The 14,714-nt window shown below is 66.9% G+C and carries 16 protein-coding genes; 6 read left to right on the top strand and 10 right to left on the bottom strand.

Going from position 1 to position 14,714, the window contains the following annotated elements; genetic code table 11:
- On the bottom strand, positions 1 to 417 hold a 417-nt coding region (locus AC1DS3_RS24585; protein WP_477128140.1), incomplete at its 3' end, for a hypothetical protein.
- Between the two features lie 366 nt (positions 418 to 783).
- Here AC1DS3_RS24585 and AC1DS3_RS24580 point away from each other — a divergent pair.
- Complete coding sequence (locus AC1DS3_RS24580; protein WP_477128139.1) at positions 784 to 2,274, top strand: DEAD/DEAH box helicase; 1,491 nt, start codon at positions 784 to 786, stop codon at positions 2,272 to 2,274.
- 97 nt (positions 2,275 to 2,371) lie between these two features.
- On the opposite strand, the gene gluQRS is transcribed toward AC1DS3_RS24580, so the two are convergent.
- Both gluQRS and AC1DS3_RS24570 read right to left on the bottom strand, forming a co-directional pair.
- The gene (gene gluQRS / locus AC1DS3_RS24575) at positions 2,372 to 3,304 is read right to left on the bottom strand and encodes a tRNA glutamyl-Q(34) synthetase GluQRS (RefSeq protein ID WP_477128138.1); all 933 of its coding nucleotides are present in this window, start codon (positions 3,302 to 3,304) and stop codon (positions 2,372 to 2,374) included.
- A gap of 50 nt (positions 3,305 to 3,354) precedes the next feature.
- Complete coding sequence (locus AC1DS3_RS24570; protein WP_043348213.1) at positions 3,355 to 4,278, bottom strand: LysR family transcriptional regulator; 924 nt, start codon at positions 4,276 to 4,278, stop codon at positions 3,355 to 3,357.
- Between the two features lie 150 nt (positions 4,279 to 4,428).
- Here AC1DS3_RS24570 and AC1DS3_RS24565 point away from each other — a divergent pair, with 150 nt between their 5' ends.
- Together AC1DS3_RS24565 and AC1DS3_RS24560 are read left to right on the top strand one after the other, a co-directional pair.
- Positions 4,429 to 5,127, top strand: coding sequence for a pirin family protein (locus tag AC1DS3_RS24565; protein WP_441635203.1), 699 nt, complete (start codon positions 4,429 to 4,431; stop codon positions 5,125 to 5,127).
- A gap of 164 nt (positions 5,128 to 5,291) precedes the next feature.
- Positions 5,292 to 6,284, top strand: coding sequence for a CobD/CbiB family protein (locus AC1DS3_RS24560; protein ID WP_441635201.1), 993 nt, complete (start codon positions 5,292 to 5,294; stop codon positions 6,282 to 6,284).
- A gap of 77 nt (positions 6,285 to 6,361) precedes the next feature.
- Here the strand turns inward: AC1DS3_RS24560 and AC1DS3_RS24555 are convergent, their stop codons facing one another.
- From AC1DS3_RS24555 to AC1DS3_RS24545, 3 genes are read right to left on the bottom strand one after another with little or no spacing between them, the layout of a single operon-like run.
- Positions 6,362 to 6,670, bottom strand: a complete 309-nt coding sequence (locus tag AC1DS3_RS24555) for a putative signal transducing protein (protein WP_043348200.1) — start codon at positions 6,668 to 6,670, stop codon at positions 6,362 to 6,364.
- A 54-nt stretch (positions 6,671 to 6,724) separates the two neighbouring features.
- Entirely contained in the window at positions 6,725 to 7,753 is a 1,029-nt protein-coding gene (rsgA, locus tag AC1DS3_RS24550) for a ribosome small subunit-dependent GTPase A (protein ID WP_477109386.1), read from the bottom strand.
- The gene (locus tag AC1DS3_RS24545) at positions 7,750 to 8,997 is read right to left on the bottom strand and encodes a M48 family metallopeptidase (protein WP_441635197.1); all 1,248 of its coding nucleotides are present in this window, start codon (positions 8,995 to 8,997) and stop codon (positions 7,750 to 7,752) included. Before AC1DS3_RS24545 ends, rsgA begins: the two co-directional genes overlap by 4 nt.
- A 195-nt stretch (positions 8,998 to 9,192) precedes the next feature.
- Here AC1DS3_RS24545 and orn point away from each other — a divergent pair, with 195 nt between their 5' ends.
- A complete protein-coding gene (orn, locus tag AC1DS3_RS24540) occupies positions 9,193 to 9,849 on the top strand; it encodes an oligoribonuclease (protein ID WP_441635195.1) in 657 nt (218 codons plus the stop codon).
- 67 nt (positions 9,850 to 9,916) lie between these two features.
- Positions 9,917 to 10,798: an AEC family transporter gene (locus AC1DS3_RS24535; RefSeq protein ID WP_441635193.1), complete on the top strand. Its 882-nt coding sequence runs from the start codon at positions 9,917 to 9,919 to the stop codon at positions 10,796 to 10,798.
- Between the two features lie 18 nt (positions 10,799 to 10,816).
- Here the strand turns inward: AC1DS3_RS24535 and mog are convergent, their stop codons facing one another.
- Complete coding sequence (gene mog / locus AC1DS3_RS24530; protein ID WP_441635191.1) at positions 10,817 to 11,470, bottom strand: molybdopterin adenylyltransferase; 654 nt, start codon at positions 11,468 to 11,470, stop codon at positions 10,817 to 10,819.
- A gap of 40 nt (positions 11,471 to 11,510) precedes the next feature.
- Entirely contained in the window at positions 11,511 to 12,128 is a 618-nt protein-coding gene (gene yjgA / locus AC1DS3_RS24525) for a ribosome biogenesis factor YjgA (RefSeq protein ID WP_441635189.1), read from the bottom strand.
- A gap of 57 nt (positions 12,129 to 12,185) precedes the next feature.
- Between yjgA and pmbA the strand changes: the two genes are divergently transcribed.
- Entirely contained in the window at positions 12,186 to 13,556 is a 1,371-nt protein-coding gene (gene pmbA, locus AC1DS3_RS24520) for a metalloprotease PmbA (protein ID WP_441635187.1), read from the top strand.
- Between the two features lie 79 nt (positions 13,557 to 13,635).
- Here the strand turns inward: pmbA and AC1DS3_RS24515 are convergent, their stop codons facing one another.
- Positions 13,636 to 14,136 (bottom strand): dihydrofolate reductase, encoded by a 501-nt coding sequence (locus AC1DS3_RS24515; protein ID WP_477128137.1) that lies wholly within the window; start codon positions 14,134 to 14,136, stop codon positions 13,636 to 13,638.
- Positions 14,133 to 14,714, bottom strand: a 582-nt coding sequence (locus tag AC1DS3_RS24510) for a thymidylate synthase (protein WP_477128136.1), incomplete at its 5' end; no start/stop codon positions are given. The genes AC1DS3_RS24515 and AC1DS3_RS24510, both read right to left, overlap by 4 nt.

Here is a 14,714-nt window from a genome sequence, read left to right as displayed (position 1 = left end):
GTCGTAGGCCGGCGCGCGTTGGGTGACCCCCAGGCGCAACAGGCCCAGCAGCATGCGCATGGCACGGGCGGTGAGGCGCGCCTCAAGGTCGCGCGCTTGCGCAGGCGCCTGGTCCCCTGACGGCACGCCGGCAATCAGGCTGGCCATCAGCTCGGGCAACTGCATGGCCAGCAGCGGGACGATGGCCGAATGCTGCTGGTGATCGTGCTCCAGGGCCTGCGTGGCATCGAGCAGGGGGCGCACTTGCTCGCGCAGCAGCGAGACGCAGCCGAGATAGTCGCTTGAGCCATCGGCGCGCCGGCGCGCGTCGGCCAGCAGGGCGCGGATCTTGTCGCTGGGGCTGCTGGCGCCGGCCAGCTGGATGCCTGCCAGCCAGGCGAGGTCTTCTTCGGGGATTCGGACGGAGACGGTTTGCATCGGGATCGGCCTGCGGCCTGAAGTGGCTCACTGGCATCAAGCATAGGTCGCGCGTCATCGGTTGTATACGTTTGAAAACAAAAAATGGCAAATGAGATCCGGCGCACTTGCCGGCGTAGCCGCCACACCCGCACTACCCTTAAATGGGCCGCTAATGCTACAATCTAAGTCTTTGATTTACATGAGCTATTGATCGCGCGGCGGAATTGCCCGCAGAGGCACGGACAGACGACGGCTTGCAATGGCGTGCGGCAGCACAGCGCGCCCCATGCGGCCGGCCCTTAAATCCATGCGCAGATCTCCCCCGCTCGGTTCAAGACGCGTGTCCGTTGGCGCCGGGTTCGCCTCCTGCAAGACACGGAAACCATGACGACTACGACCACTGACCAGACCACCCCCGAGATCACCTTCGACAGCTTCGGGCTAGATGCTCGCATCCAGCGCGCGCTGTCCGAGCAGGGCTACACCAAGCCCACTCCCATCCAGGAGCAGGCGATTCCCGTGGTGCTGCAGGGCAAGGACGTGATGGGCGCCGCCCAGACCGGCACCGGCAAGACCGCAGGCTTTGCGCTGCCGATCATCCAGCGCCTCTTGCCGCTGGCCAGCGCCAGCGCCTCGCCGGCCCGCCATCCGGTGCGCGCCCTGATGCTCACCCCCACCCGCGAACTGGCCGACCAGGTCTACGACAACGTGGCCCGCTACGCGCGCTTCACGGACCTGCGCAGCACGGTGGTGTTCGGCGGCGTGGACATGAACCCGCAGACCGAGGCCCTGCGCCGCGGCGTGGAAATCCTGGTGGCGACCCCGGGCCGGCTGCTCGATCACGTGCAGCAAAAATCGGTGAACCTGTCGCAGGTGCAGATGCTGGTGCTGGACGAGGCCGACCGCATGCTCGACATGGGCTTCCTGCCTGACCTGCAGCGCATCATCAACCTGCTGCCGGCACAGCGCCAGACGCTGCTGTTCTCGGCCACCTTCTCGAACGACATCAAGCGGCTGGCCGCCAGCTACCTGCACCAGCCGGTCACCATCGAAGTGGCGCGCAGCAACTCGGCCAACGAGAATGTGCGCCAGACCGTGTTCCAGGTCGAAGACGGCCACAAGCAGGCCGCCGTGGTGCACCTGCTGAAGACGCGCGCCGCCGAAGGCCTGTCGCGCCAGTGCATCGTCTTCGTCAACAGCAAGATCGGCTGCTCGCGCCTGGCGCGCCACCTGGAGCGCGAAGGCATCAACGCCGCCGCCATCCACGGCGACAAGACCCAGACCGAGCGCATGCAGACGCTGGATGGCTTCAAGCAAGGCAATATCGATGCGCTGGTCGCCACCGACGTGGCGGCGCGCGGCCTCGACATTCCCGACATGCCCTGCGTGATCAACTTCGACCTGCCGTTCAGCGCCGAAGACTACATCCACCGCATCGGCCGTACCGGCCGTGCCGGCGCCAGCGGCGATGCCCTGTCGATCTACGTGCCGGCCGATGAGCGCCTGCTGGTCGATATCGAGAAGCTGCTCAAGCGCAGCCTGCCGCGTACCGCGCTGGCCGGGTTCGACCCCACCGGCGCCGGCGCCCGCGCTGACGAGAACGACCGCCGCCGTGCCCGCACCGAAGTGCGCCGCCCGCGCGCCAATGGCGACKGCGAGGAGCCGCGTGCGCGCCGCAACGATCCGGCCAGCTCGCGCAACACGTTCCGCCCCGCCGACGATTCCTTCTTCTCGCGTCCTTACGAGCCGAGCGCCGCGGCGATTGCCGCGCAGCCCGACGTGACGGACAACAATGCCGCCGCCTTTGGCCGCGGCCGTCCGGCGCCCAAGCGGCAACTGGCGGCGCTGCTGGGCGGCGTGCCGCGCAAGTCCTGAGCGGCACGGCGCGACCCGTGGCGTAGCGAAACGCTGCCGCCGCAGCCAGCAAGAAAGGCGCCTTCGGGCGCCTTTCGTGTTTTGGGCCTCATGCCATTCAGGGGGGTGTCGTCGCTTCGCTGTGCGCCTGGGCGGGCAGGCGTTCCAGYATGGCCGCCCAGCCGGCCGTCGCATCGCTCAGCCAGCTTTCCACCGATTGCGCCGCGCTCGCCAGTCCCAGGTGCGCGCCGGCCGTGCGCAGCGCCGCCAGCGGATCGAGCTCGTCGATGGCCTGCGCGCCGCTTTGCTTGCTGAGCTTCTCGCCCAGCGCGTTGGTCACCACTGGCACGTGCAGGTACGACGGCGTGGGCAGCCCCAGCAGATGCTGCAGGTGGATCTGCCGCGGCGTGGAGTCGAGCAGGTCGGCGCCGCGCACGATATGCGTGACGCCCTGGTGGCCATCGTCGACCACGACCGCCAGCTGGTAAGCCCACAAGCCATCGGCGCGGCGCAGCACGAAGTCGCCGAGCTCGGTCGCAAGGTCCTGGCATTGCCGGCCTTGCCAGCGGTCGTCGAAGCAGATCAGCGCGGCGTTGCCGTCTGGCACCCGCACCCGCCAGGCGCGGGGCAGCTTGCCATGCAGGCCGTCGCGGCAGGTGCCGGGATATCCGAGCGTCTGGTGGCGCTCGCGCGCATGCAGCAGCGAGTCGGCGATTTCCTTGCGCGAGCATCCGCAGGGATAGGTCCGATGGTCGGCATCGAGCTTGCGCAGCGCCTCGGCGTACAGCGCTTCGCGCCGGCTCTGCCATTGCGGCGGCTCGTCCGGATGCAGGCCGAGGCGCGCCAGCGCCCGCAGGATCTGCTGGTCCGCGCCGCGCACGCAGCGCGGATAGTCGATGTCCTCGACGCGCACCAGCCAGATGCCAAGATGGGCGCGCGCGTCGAGCCAGCTGGCCAGCGCGGTGACCAGCGAGCCCATATGCAACGGGCCGGTGGGGGAGGGCGCAAAGCGGCCCCGGTAGCTGGGCGCCGGGCTAGGGCGGGTAGGCATGGCGAAAGCAGGTGTTAGGGCGGTGATGGGTCTGGCGCTTGGCCTGGTGCTTAGTCAGGCTGGCCCGGCTGCTGCTGGAGCAGGGCTTGCGCCAGGCGCGGGTCGTCCAGCTTGTTGGCCCACCATTGCAGCGCCTTGCCGCGCGTGCTGGTGCGCCAGGCTACCTTGAAGTTGCCGGGGGCACGCACCTCCAGGGTCTCGCGTGCCTGCAGCACGCCGCTTTCGATAAAGGGCTGTGCCATGGGCGCCGGCAGCCAGCCGCAGCCCAGGCCGCGGATCTGGGCTTCGAGCTTGTCGCGCATGGTGGGCACCACCAGCACGTCCTGCCCGGCGAGCACGCCATGGGTGCGGGCCGGCAGGTTGCGCGAGGTATCGCCCACGGCCACGATGCGGTGCTTGGCGATCTGCAGGGTGGTCAGCGGGCCGGGCTCGGTCGCCAGCGGATGATGCGCGGCTACCGCGAAGACAAAGGGCATGGAGCCCAGCGGGCGCACCTGGAAGCCCTGGGTGCTCGGCGCATCGTAGGCGCCGCCGATCACCAGGTCGGCGCGGCTGCTGACCAGCGCATCCCACGCGCCGCCCAGCACTTCCTTGGCAAAGCGCAGCCGGGTGGCATTGTTCTCGGCATAGAAGTCCTGGATGACCGGCAGCAGGGCGCGGAAGTTGATCAGGTCGTCGACCACGATGGTCAGGGTGGCTTCCCAGCCGGTGGCCAGCCGCTTGACGCGGCGGGCCAGGTCGTCGGCGGCGTGCAGCAGGTGGCGGCCTTCGTCCAGCAACGCGCGCCCGGCGGGCGTGAGCTCGGCGCGGTGGCGGCGCCGGTCGAACAGCAGCACGTCCAGGTCTTCCTCCAGCTTGCGCACCACATAGGTGAGCGCGGAGGGCACTTTGCCCATCTCGTGCGCGGCGGCGGCAAAGCTGCCCTTGCGCTCGATGGCGTCAAGAACTTCCAGGGATTCGAGTGAGAGTGCCATGTTCAGAATTTCTGAATGAATGCTTCTAAGATCGGTCCGCCAAATATACGCCTGCCACCCTAAACTGCCTAGTATCGAAACGTTACGCAAGGCCAGGACTAGGATTAACCCAGTTCCTGCGCCGATGTGGCCTGAAGGAGGGCCGTCAAAATGATTGAAATCAGAAAGGCGGGTGAACGTGGTTATGCCGATCATGGGTGGCTCAAGTCGTACCATACGTTTTCCTTCGCGGACTACTACGATCCCAAGCACGTCCAGTTCGGGCCGCTGCGCGTCATCAATGAAGACCGTGTAGCGCCGGGCATGGGGTTTGGCACCCATGGCCACCGCGACATGGAAATCATCAGCTATGTGCTGGAAGGCGAGCTGGCTCACAAGGACAGCATGGGCAACGGCAGCGTGATCCGCCCCGGCGACGTGCAGCGCATGAGCGCGGGCACCGGCGTGCGGCACTCGGAGTACAACCACGCCGCACACGACACCACGCACTTCCTGCAGATCTGGATCCTGCCGGAGAAGTCCAACCTTGAGCCCGGCTACGAGGAGAAGCACTTTGCGGCGGCCGACAAGCGCGGCCGGCTGCGCCTGGTGGGCAGCCGCGACGGCGCTGAGGGCTCGGTGGTGATCCATCAGGACATGCGCCTGTATGCCGGCTTGTTTGACGGCGACGAGTCCGCCACGCTGGCGCTGGCGCCCAAGCGCAAGGCCTATGTGCATGTGGCGCGTGGCCGCGTCACCGTCAATGGCAAGGCGCTGGAAGCGGGCGATGCCGCACAGCTCGAAGGTGCCGAGGCCGTGACCCTGGCGCACGGCGATGGTGCCGAAGTGCTGGTGTTTGACCTGCCCTGAGGCCTCGCTTCGGCAGCCCGCAGCCCGCCCGCTTTGCCGGCGGGCTGCGGTGCTTCGTCTGGGCAGGGTTGCCGTATGCTATCGTCTCGCTATAGATAAGATAAGCGGTCAGCCCGGCACACGCGCCGCCTGATGCGCCCTGGCCATCGACACCCAGACCAGAGATGACATTTGTATCCGTTCTCCTCGCGCTGATCGCCGAGCAGTTCCGCGCCCTGGGCCGCAACAATCCGATCTACGACATCGTGCGCGTTCTTGCCGAGCGCGCCGAGCATGCCTTTGACACCGGGCGCCCGCGCGATACCGCGCTGGCCTGGTTCACGGTGGTGCTGCCGCTCACGCTGACCGCCATGGTGGTGCACTACCTGCTGGCCTCCATCAGCGTGGCGCTCACGCTGGCGTGGAATGTCCTGCTGCTCTACCTCACCTTGGGTTTCCGGCAGTTCAGCCACTTCTTCACCGATATCCACGAGGCCCTCAACCGCGATGACCTGCCGCGCGCCCGCGCGCTGCTGCACCAGTGGACCGGTCTCGAAACCATCGAAATGCCGGTCACGGAAATCGTGCGGCATACCCTGGAAGCTGCCATCGTGGCAGTGCACCGGCATGTGTTCGGGGTGTTCTTCTGGTTCCTGGTGCCGATCGGCCCGGGCGGCGTGGTCTTGTACCGCATTGCCGAGTACCTCGCGCGCCACTGGAATATCCCCTCCACGGACCGCAGCCCCGCGCTGGGCCGCTTTGCAGCGCGTGCTTTCTACCTGCTGGACTGGATTCCCTCGCGGCTGACCTCGGTCGGCTTTGCCATCGTCGGCAATTTCGAGGACGCGGTGTATGCGTGGCGCAACCATGCGCGCAAGTGGAACGATGCCGTCAACGGCATCCTGCTTGCCAGCGGCGGCGGCGCGCTTGGTGTGCGCCTGGGGGTGCCGCTGGCGGAAGAGAGTACTGCCGTGGTGCTGCGCACCAGCCTGGCCGGCCCGGCGGTGGACTATGCGCCGGGCATGGAAGACGATAGCGAGCCCGAGGCGGCCGCGCCGGAATTCGGGGTGGAACCCAACGTGCGTACGCTGCAATCGGCCATCGGCCTGGTGTGGCGTGCCGTCGTGCTGTGGATGCTGCTGCTGGCGATGTTGTCGTTGGCGCTCTGGGTGGGCTGAGCCAACCCCGCCGTACCTGCCGTACCCGCTGTACCCGTTGACCATCGACGCCCGCGCTTGCCGCGGGCGCTTTGCTTTCAGGGTTGCCGCGGCGCGCCGCATTGCCAGCACGAGCCGAACTGCGCATCGTGCCATTCCCCGCAGGACGCGCAGGCCCATCGCGGCCCCGGCGCCGGATTGGCGGCGGCGTGCAATACCTCCCAGGCCTCGGCCTCCCGTTCATCGTCGATCAGCCAGACCTGGGGCGCGCTCTCACGAAACGGGATGTCGCCCATCGCGCCAGCCAGCCAGGTATTGCGCAGGTCGGCACGGATGCCGGCGGCTTCCAGTACGTTCTGGCAGTGCGCGGCATGGACGAGGGAAGGGGTCGATAGCAGTAGTTTCATGGTGATCGGGTGCGCCACATGCCCGTTTGCCCGCAGGCGGCGCGCCCGATTACCTTACCACGGCTTTTGCTGGCGGGATTCGTGCAGCAGCTGCGTGTAGAGCTGGTGGCGCCGGCCGGAGATCTCGCCGGTCTTCATCGACGCCAGCACGCCGCAGCCGGGCTCGTTGATGTGGTGGCAATTGTAGAAGCGGCACTCGGTCAGGCGTGGGCGGAATTCAGGGAACGCGCGCTCCAGCATGCCTTCGCTSAGGTGGTGSAGGCCGAAYTCCTGGAAACCCGGCGARTCGATCAGGCAGCCACGCTGGCGCGCTTGAGGATCTGCGCCATCCACGCTATCCACGCCATCGGCCCCGCCATCCACGCTGGCGGGCAGGTGGTAGAGGCGGGTGAAGGTGGTGGTGTGCTTGCCCGAATCCAGCTTGGCGGAGATTTCCCGCGTTTGCGCTTCCACGCCCGGGATCAGCAGGTTCAGCAGCGAGGACTTGCCCATGCCCGACTGGCCGATCAGGATGCTGGCGCGGTGCGCCAGCTGCGGGCGCAACTGCGCCAGCGTGTCTTCCGGCGATCCGTGAACCGACAGGAACAGCGTCTCGTAGCCCAGCCCGCGGTACAGCTCGAGGCGGCCGCGCGCTTCTTCCAGCCGCTCGGTCAGGTCGATCTTGTTGAGGATGATCAGCGGGCGGATGCCCAGTGCTTCGGCAGACACCAGCGCGCGGCCCAGCAGGTCTTCCGAGAAGCCCGGCTCGGTCGCCAGCACGATCACTACCTGGTCGATGTTGGCGGCCAGCAGCTTGGACTTGAACTGGTCCGAGCGATGCAGCAGGTTCTTGCGCGGCTTGAAGCCGGTGATCACGCACTGGTCGGACGCGGCGCGCTCGATGGTGACACGGTCGCCCACCGCGCATTCGCTGCGCTTGCCGCGCGGGAAGCCGTGCAGGCGGCTGCCGTCGTCCAGCTCGATCACATAGTGGCGGCCGTGCGCGGCGACGATCAGCGCCTCCTCGGCGGCGGCGCCATTGGCATTGGCTTTGGCAGGGCTTGGGGCGCGCTGCGGGCCTCCCCGGCTGGCGGCGCGGCTCATGCGTGCGCCAGCAGGCGGTCGATCCGCTGTGCTGCCGGTGGGTGCGAGTAGTAGAAGGCGCTGTAGATCGGGTCGGGGGTCAAGGTAGAGGCATTGTCCTTGTAAAGCTTGACGAGGGCCGAGACCAGGTGGCCGGCATCGGTCTGGCCGGCCGCAAAGGCATCCGCCTCGAATTCATGGCGGCGCGAGGTCTGGCTGGCCAGGGGGCCGAGCAGGAAGGTGAATACCGGCAAGGTCAGGAAGAACAGCACGAGGGCAAGGGCGTGATTGGTGGTGCCAAGGTTGGGCAGCACGCCCAGCCCGGTGTAGAACCACGTGCGGCTGGAAAGCCAGCCCAGCGCGGCGAGGAAGAGCAGGCTCAGCGCGAAGCTGACCAGCATGCCCTTCAGGATGTGGCGCCGCTTGAAGTGGCCAAGCTCATGCGCCAGTACCGCTTCGATCTCGTCATCGGCAAGGCGCTCCATCAGCGTGTCGAAGAAAACGATGCGCTTGGCCGCGCCGAAGCCGGTGAAGTAGGCATTGCCGTGCGCGCTGCGCTTGCTGCCGTCCATCACGAACAGGCCGCGGCTGCGAAAGCCGCATCGCTGCAGCAGGCGCGTGATGCGGGCTTCCAGCGAGGCATTGGCCAGCGGCTCGAAGCGGTTGAACAGCGGCATGATCACCGTCGGGGCAATCATCTGCACAAAGATCGTGAAGGCGATCCACGTCAGCCACGTCCAGGCCCACCAGTACTCGCCCATATGGGCCATGAGCCACAGCACGGCGAGCAGCAAGGGCAGGCCGAGCGCGCAGCCAACGGCGGTCATCTTGAGCATGTCGGCCAGGTAGAGCTTCCAGCTCATGCGGTTGAAGCCAAAGCGCTGCTCGATGCCGAACTGCCCATAGAGGGAGAAGGGCAGGTCGACCAGGCCGCCGATCACGGCCACGCTGGCGATCAGCGCCACGCTGTAGGCGTAGCCCGGGCCGAAGGTGTCGATCCAGAACTGGTTGATCCACTGCAGCCCGCCCAGCATGGTCAGCACGATCAGCAGCGCGGCGCCAGCCAGCACTTCCAGCATCGACAGCCGGGTGCGGGCGATGGTGTAGTCGGCCGCCTTCTGGTGGGAGGACAGCGTGATGGTGTCGGCAAAGCGGGCAGGCACCGCATGACGGTGTTGCGCCACATGGCGCACCTGGCGGGCCGCCAGCCAGAGCTTGGTCAGCACCATCAGCATCAGGGCGGCTAGGAACAGAAACGTGAACATCGGGCAGGGCCTTGTCGTGTGAAGCCTTGGCGTACGCGGTGGCGGCCGGGCCGCCGAAGCGGGTTTCCGAACGCGTTGGAACCGGCTGCGGCGGCGGATATGCGAGAATTATAAGTTGTTCGTGCCTGCTGCCCCTTGTTCCTGATCCGGGGAGCGGGCGCGCCCTCTTTTGCTTCCCTTTCGATTGCAGTCCAGATGACCAGCCAAAATACCCACGTCCCCAGCGGCGTCAAATCCGTCAAGAGCGAAAACAACCTGATCTGGCTGGACATGGAGATGACCGGCCTGATGCCCGACACGGACCGCATCATCGAGATCGCCATTGTCGTGACGGACTCCGAGCTCAACATCTTGGCCGAAGGCCCGGTGCTGGTGATCCATCAGGAAGACGCCGTGCTCGATGGTATGGACAACTGGAACAAGGGCACCCATGGCCGTTCGGGCCTGATCGACAAGGTCAAGGCCTCGACCCTGACCGAAGCGCAGGCCGAGGTCGAACTGCTGGCCTTCCTCAAGCGCTGGGTGCCGGCCGGCAAGTCGCCCATGTGCGGCAACTCGATCTGCCAGGACCGCCGCTTCATGGCGCGCTACATGCCCAAGCTGGAGGCCTTCTTCCACTATCGCAACCTCGACGTCTCCACGCTCAAGGAATTGTGCAAGCGCTGGGAGCCGGCCATCCACAAGGGCTTCATCAAGCGCCAGCTGCACACCGCGCTGGCCGATATCCTGGAGTCCGTGGAAGAGCTTCGCTACTACCGCACCCACTTCATCCGCCAGTCGGCACCGGCGGCAGCGCCCGCAACCGCGGCCGCAACCGAGGCGAGCGCAGCGCCGGATACCCCGGCCGCCTGATTTTTTCTCCTCCCATGTCACTGCCAAGGCGCCCTGCGGGGCGCTTTGGCTTAACGGCAGCCCGCCCATGCTTGCGCGTATCGTCTCGATCATCACGCCGGTCATCCTGATCATCCTGGTCGGCTGGCTCTACGGGCGCCGCGCGCATCCCGACATGTCCGGGATCAACCGCGCCACGCTCGATGTGATCGCGCCGCTGCTGGTGGTGTCGGCTTTTGTCAGCAAGGAATTCGTGCTGGCCGACCAGCTTGTGCTGCTGGGTTGCGCGGTTGCCGTGGTGCTGGGCTCGGGGTTGCTGGCGTGGCTTGGCGCGAGGCTGCTGGGGGCGGATCCGCGCACCTTCGTGCCGCCGATGATGTTCAACAACTGCGGCAACATGGGCTTGCCGCTATCGGTGTTCGCGTTCGGGCCGCTCGGGCTGGCGCCCGCGGTGGCGCTGTTCGCCGCGTCCAACCTGATGCACTTCACCATCGGCATGAAGATCGTCAACCGGCACGCGTCGATCACGCAGATCGCGCGCAACCCGATGGTGCTGGCAACGGTGGCGGGGGTGGGGTTGTCGCTGGCGCGGCCGTGGTTCTCGCTGCCGGAGCCGGTGTTCCAGTCGATCAAGCTGCTGGGCGACGCCACCGTGCCCTTGATGCTGTTCGCGCTCGGCGTGCGCATGAAGGATGTGAGCCTGCGCAACTGGGGCATGGGCGCGATCGGTGCCGTGGCCTGTCCGCTGACCGGCATCGCCTGCGCCTTGCTGCTGGCACAGATGGTGCCGCTGACCCAGCTCCAGCGCGGGCTGCTGTTCGTGTTCGCCTCGCTGCCGCCGGCCGTGCTCAACTTCCTGGTGGCCGATCATTTCCGGCAGGAGCCGGACCAGGTGGCGTCGATCGTGCTGCTGGGCAATGTGGCTGCCGTGGTGTTCGTGCCGGTGGGGCTGTATCTGGGGCTGCGATAGCGTTGCTGCCCCGGAGGTTCACGCGGCGGGTTTGGCGCGGATCGCGTGCTTGGGGCGCCACACCTTGGCCACGGCTTCGTCCGTGTCGATGTAAGGCCCGCCGATCAGGTCGACGCAGTAGGGCACGGCGGCAAAGATGCCCTGCACGATGGATTTGCCGTCCTCGCCACGCAGGCCTTCCAAGGTTTCACGGATGGCGCGCGGCTGGCCCGGCAGGTTGATGATGAGGGCGGCGCGGCTGGCGGTTTCGCGAATTACCGCCACCTGCCGCGACAGGATGGCCGTGGGCACGAAGTGCAGGCTGACCTGGCGCATCTGCTCGCCAAAGCCAGGCATTTCCTTGGTGCCTACCGCCAGCGTGGCCTCGGGGGTGACGTCGCGGCGGGCCGGGCCGGTGCCGCCGGTGGTCAGCACCAGATCGCAGCCAGCCACATCGACCAGCTCGATCAGCGTGCGCGAGATCAGCGCCTGCTCGTCAGGGATGAGGCGCTCCACGGCCTGCCAGGGCGAGGTCAGGGCGCGCCCGAACCAGTCGCGCAGCGCCGGGATGCCCTCGTCCTGATAGGTGCCGGTTGAGGCACGGTCGGAGATCGAGACAAAGCCAACCAGCAGTTCGTCCGGGTGCCTGCGGGCAACGGGATGGACCAGCGCGGGCGTTGTGGTTTGCGTCATCTTGTCCCCATTTCCTTGGTTGCTGCGTTTGGGTTGCTGGTTATTCGCCGGCTTCCGGCTCGGGTTCCTGCTCGCCGGCGGCTGCGGCCAGCTTGCTTTCCAGCGCCGTCTTGATGGCCTGGAACAGCTCGCGGAAGTAGCGCGGCGGCTTGTTCATCTCGTGCTCTTTGCGCGCGTTGCGGATGATGTTGCGCAGCGTCTGGACATCGCTGGCCGGGTGCTCGGCCAGGAACTTCGTCAGCGCCGCGTCGTCCGCCAGCAGCAGCTCGCGCCAGCGCTCGACCAGGTGCAGCTTAGCCGTCTCGGCCTTGCTGGTGCCCTTGAAGCCTTCCAGCACGCGCTGGATGGCGGCCACTTCGTTATCGTCCAGCCTGCGCATGACCTTGCCGACATACTGCATCTGGCGGCGCTTGCCTTCGTGGTTGGTGATGCGCCGCGCGTCGCGGATGGCGTCGGCCAGCGCTTCGGGCATGGGCACGCGCGCCAGGCGGTCCTTGGGCAGGGCTTCGAGTTCCACGCCCAGGTCTTGCAGGGCGAGCATATCGCGCTTTTTCTGCGACTTGCTCTTGAGCATGTCGTCGTCGTCGGCCGGTTCAGGGGAGAACGGGTCGGGGAAGCCGGAGGCGTTCCGGGGGGAGGGGCGGGTGTTTCGCGTCATGGTTGGCATTTTATCTTGCTATGATTCTTGTTTGGACTTTTGATGACCGCGCCCACAATGGATCAATCCGCAGACCAGACCACCCACTTCACTTATACCCAGGCCCAGCTCAGCGAGATGGCCGCCGATGTGCTGCGGGTGGCACGCGAGCTGGGCGCCACCGACGCGGCTACCGAGATCTCCGAGGGCAGCGGCCTGTCGGTGTCGGTGCGCAAGGGCCAGGTGGAAACCATCGAGCAAAACCGCGACAAGGTAGTGGGCGTCACGGTCATGATCGGCCAGCGGCGCGGCAACGCCAGCACCTCGGATTTCTCGCCGGCGGCCCTGCGCGCCACGGCCGAGGCGGCTTACAACATCGCCCGCTTCACCGCGGAAGACGATTGCGCCGGCCTGGCGGAAGAGGCGCTGCTCGAGCGCAACCCGCAGGACCTCAACCTGTTCCACCCCTGGAATATCGACGCTGAGCAAGCCATCGAGATCGCGCGGCGCTCCGAGGCGGCCGCCTTCGCGGTCTCGCCGCGCATTCGCAACAGCGACGGCGCCAGCGTCTCGGCCCAGCATTCGCAGTTCGTGCTGGCCACTTCGCGCGGCTTCACGGGCGGCTACCCGTATTCCCGCCACTTTATTTCCTGCGCGCCGATCGCCGGCACCGGCAGCGGCATGCAGCGCGACGACTGGTACTCGTCCAAGCGCGCACCCGGCGCGCTGGCCGCGCCCGAGGACATCGGCCGCTATGCCGCCGAGCGCTCGCTGGCCCGCCTGAATGCGCGCCAGTTGTCGACGCGCCGCTGCCCGGTGCTGTTCGAGGCACCTCTGGCCGCCGGCTTGCTCGGCGCCTTCGTGCAGGCCGTGTCCGGCGGCGCGCTGTACCGCAAGTCGACCTTCCTCTACGACACGCTGGGCAAGGCGGTGTTTGCGCCGCATATCCATATCCACGAGCAGCCCCACCTGCCGGGCGCCATGGGCAGCGCGCCCTTCGACGAAGAAGGCGTGAAGACCCACGCGCGCGATGTGGTGCGCGGCGGCGTGGTGGAAGGCTATTTCCTCTCCACGTACTCGGCGCGCAAGCTGGGCATGAAGACCACCGGCAATGCCGGCGGCTCGCACAACTTGACGCTCTCCAGCAAGCTGACCACGCCGGAAGACGACTTCGCCGGCATGCTGCGCAAGCTGGGCACCGGCCTGCTGGTGACCGAGCTGATGGGGCAGGGCGTGAACTACGTGACGGGCGATTACTCGCGCGGCGCATCGGGCTATTGGGTCGAGAACGGCGTGATCCAGTATCCGGTGGAAGAGATCACCATCGCCGGCAACATGAAGGAGATGTTCCAGCAGATCGTGGCCATTGGCGCCGATGCGCTGGTGCGCGGCACCAAGGAAACCGGCTCGGTCCTGATCGAGCAGATGACCATTGCCGGCGGCAACTAAAACGACAGCGGCGGCCTGAAGACAGGCCGCCGCGCGTAGAACGTCAGCGTCGCTTTAAACCTGGCGTTTGAGGCGACCGCTATTCCTCGCCCGAGGGCGGGCGTTCGTACGTCACGAACGCGTAGTCGAAACCGTTCGCCTCCGAAYGATGCCGCTCGCGCTGCGTCGCGACCCACTGCTGCGGGTCGATGGCCGGAAACACCGCGTCGCCTTCCACATCCGCATCGATTTCCGTCACCACCAGCCGGTCAGCGCAGGGCAGGGCCTCGGCATACAGCTGCGCGCCGCCGATCAGGAAGATCTGTTCAGCACCCACGCATAGCCGCTGCGCGTCTTCGAGCGAGTTCGCCACGTCGCAGCCTTCGATGCGCAGGTCGCGGTTGCGGCTCACCACGATATTGCGCCGGCCTGGCAGCGGCCGGCCGATCGACTCCCACGTCTTGCGGCCCATCACGATGGGCGCGCCCATGGTGGTGCGCTTGAAGTGCGCCAGGTCCTCGGGCAGGCGCCAGGGCAGGGTGTTGTCGCGGCCGATCACGCCGTTGCGGGCTTTCGCCACGATCAGGGTCAGCAGCGTCATACGGCCACCGGTGCCTTGATGGCCGGATGCGATTCGTAGCCCACCAGTTCGAAGTCCTCGTACTTGTAGTCGAAGATGCTGTCCGGCTTGCGCAGGATCTTCAGCTGCGGCAACGCCATCGGCGCGCGCGCGAGCTGGGTTGCCACCTGCTCGGCATGGTTGCTGTAGATGTGGCAGTCGCCGCCGGTCCAGATGAAGTCGCCCACCTCCAGCCCGGTCTGCTGCGCGATCATGTGCGTCAGCAGCGCATAGCTGGCGATATTGAACGGCACGCCCAGGAAGATATCGGCGCTGCGCTGGTACAGCTGGCACGACAGGCGGCCGTCGGCCACGTAGAACTGGAAGAAAGCATGGCAGGGCGGCAGCTTCATCTGCGCGATCTCGCCTACGTTCCAGGCCGATACGATCAGCCGGCGCGAATCGGGATTGCTGCGGATCTGCGCCATCAGCTCGGTGATCTGGTCGATGTGGCGGCCGTCCGGCGTGGGCCACGCGCGCCACTGCGAGCCATAGACCGGCCCGAGCTCGCCGTTTGCGTCGGCCCATTCGTCCCAGATGCTGACGCCGTTGTCCTTCAG

This window comes from Cupriavidus sp. 01L46 (assembly GCF_056399905.1).
The sequence above is the reverse complement of the archived record's forward strand: the minus strand, read 5'-3'. Positions and strand labels throughout refer to the sequence as shown.

Bases quoted from the DNA above. Each gene is read 5' to 3' on its own strand.
- pmbA (WP_441635187.1), top strand. From the start codon at position 12,186: ATGGATCAATCCGCAGACCAGACCACCCACTTCACTTATACCCAGGCC.
- mog (WP_441635191.1), bottom strand. From the start codon at position 11,470: ATGACGCAAACCACAACGCCCGCGCTGGTCCATCCCGTTGCCCGCAGG.
- AC1DS3_RS24545 (WP_441635197.1), bottom strand. From the start codon at position 8,997: ATGTTCACGTTTCTGTTCCTAGCCGCCCTGATGCTGATGGTGCTGACC.
- AC1DS3_RS24565 (WP_441635203.1), top strand. From the start codon at position 4,429: ATGATTGAAATCAGAAAGGCGGGTGAACGTGGTTATGCCGATCATGGG.
- AC1DS3_RS24560 (WP_441635201.1), top strand. From the start codon at position 5,292: ATGACATTTGTATCCGTTCTCCTCGCGCTGATCGCCGAGCAGTTCCGC.
- AC1DS3_RS24570 (WP_043348213.1), bottom strand. From the start codon at position 4,278: ATGGCACTCTCACTCGAATCCCTGGAAGTTCTTGACGCCATCGAGCGC.
- yjgA (WP_441635189.1), bottom strand. From the start codon at position 12,128: ATGACGCGAAACACCCGCCCCTCCCCCCGGAACGCCTCCGGCTTCCCC.
- orn (WP_441635195.1), top strand. From the start codon at position 9,193: ATGACCAGCCAAAATACCCACGTCCCCAGCGGCGTCAAATCCGTCAAG.
- AC1DS3_RS24535 (WP_441635193.1), top strand. From the start codon at position 9,917: ATGCTTGCGCGTATCGTCTCGATCATCACGCCGGTCATCCTGATCATC.
- AC1DS3_RS24555 (WP_043348200.1), bottom strand. From the start codon at position 6,670: ATGAAACTACTGCTATCGACCCCTTCCCTCGTCCATGCCGCGCACTGC.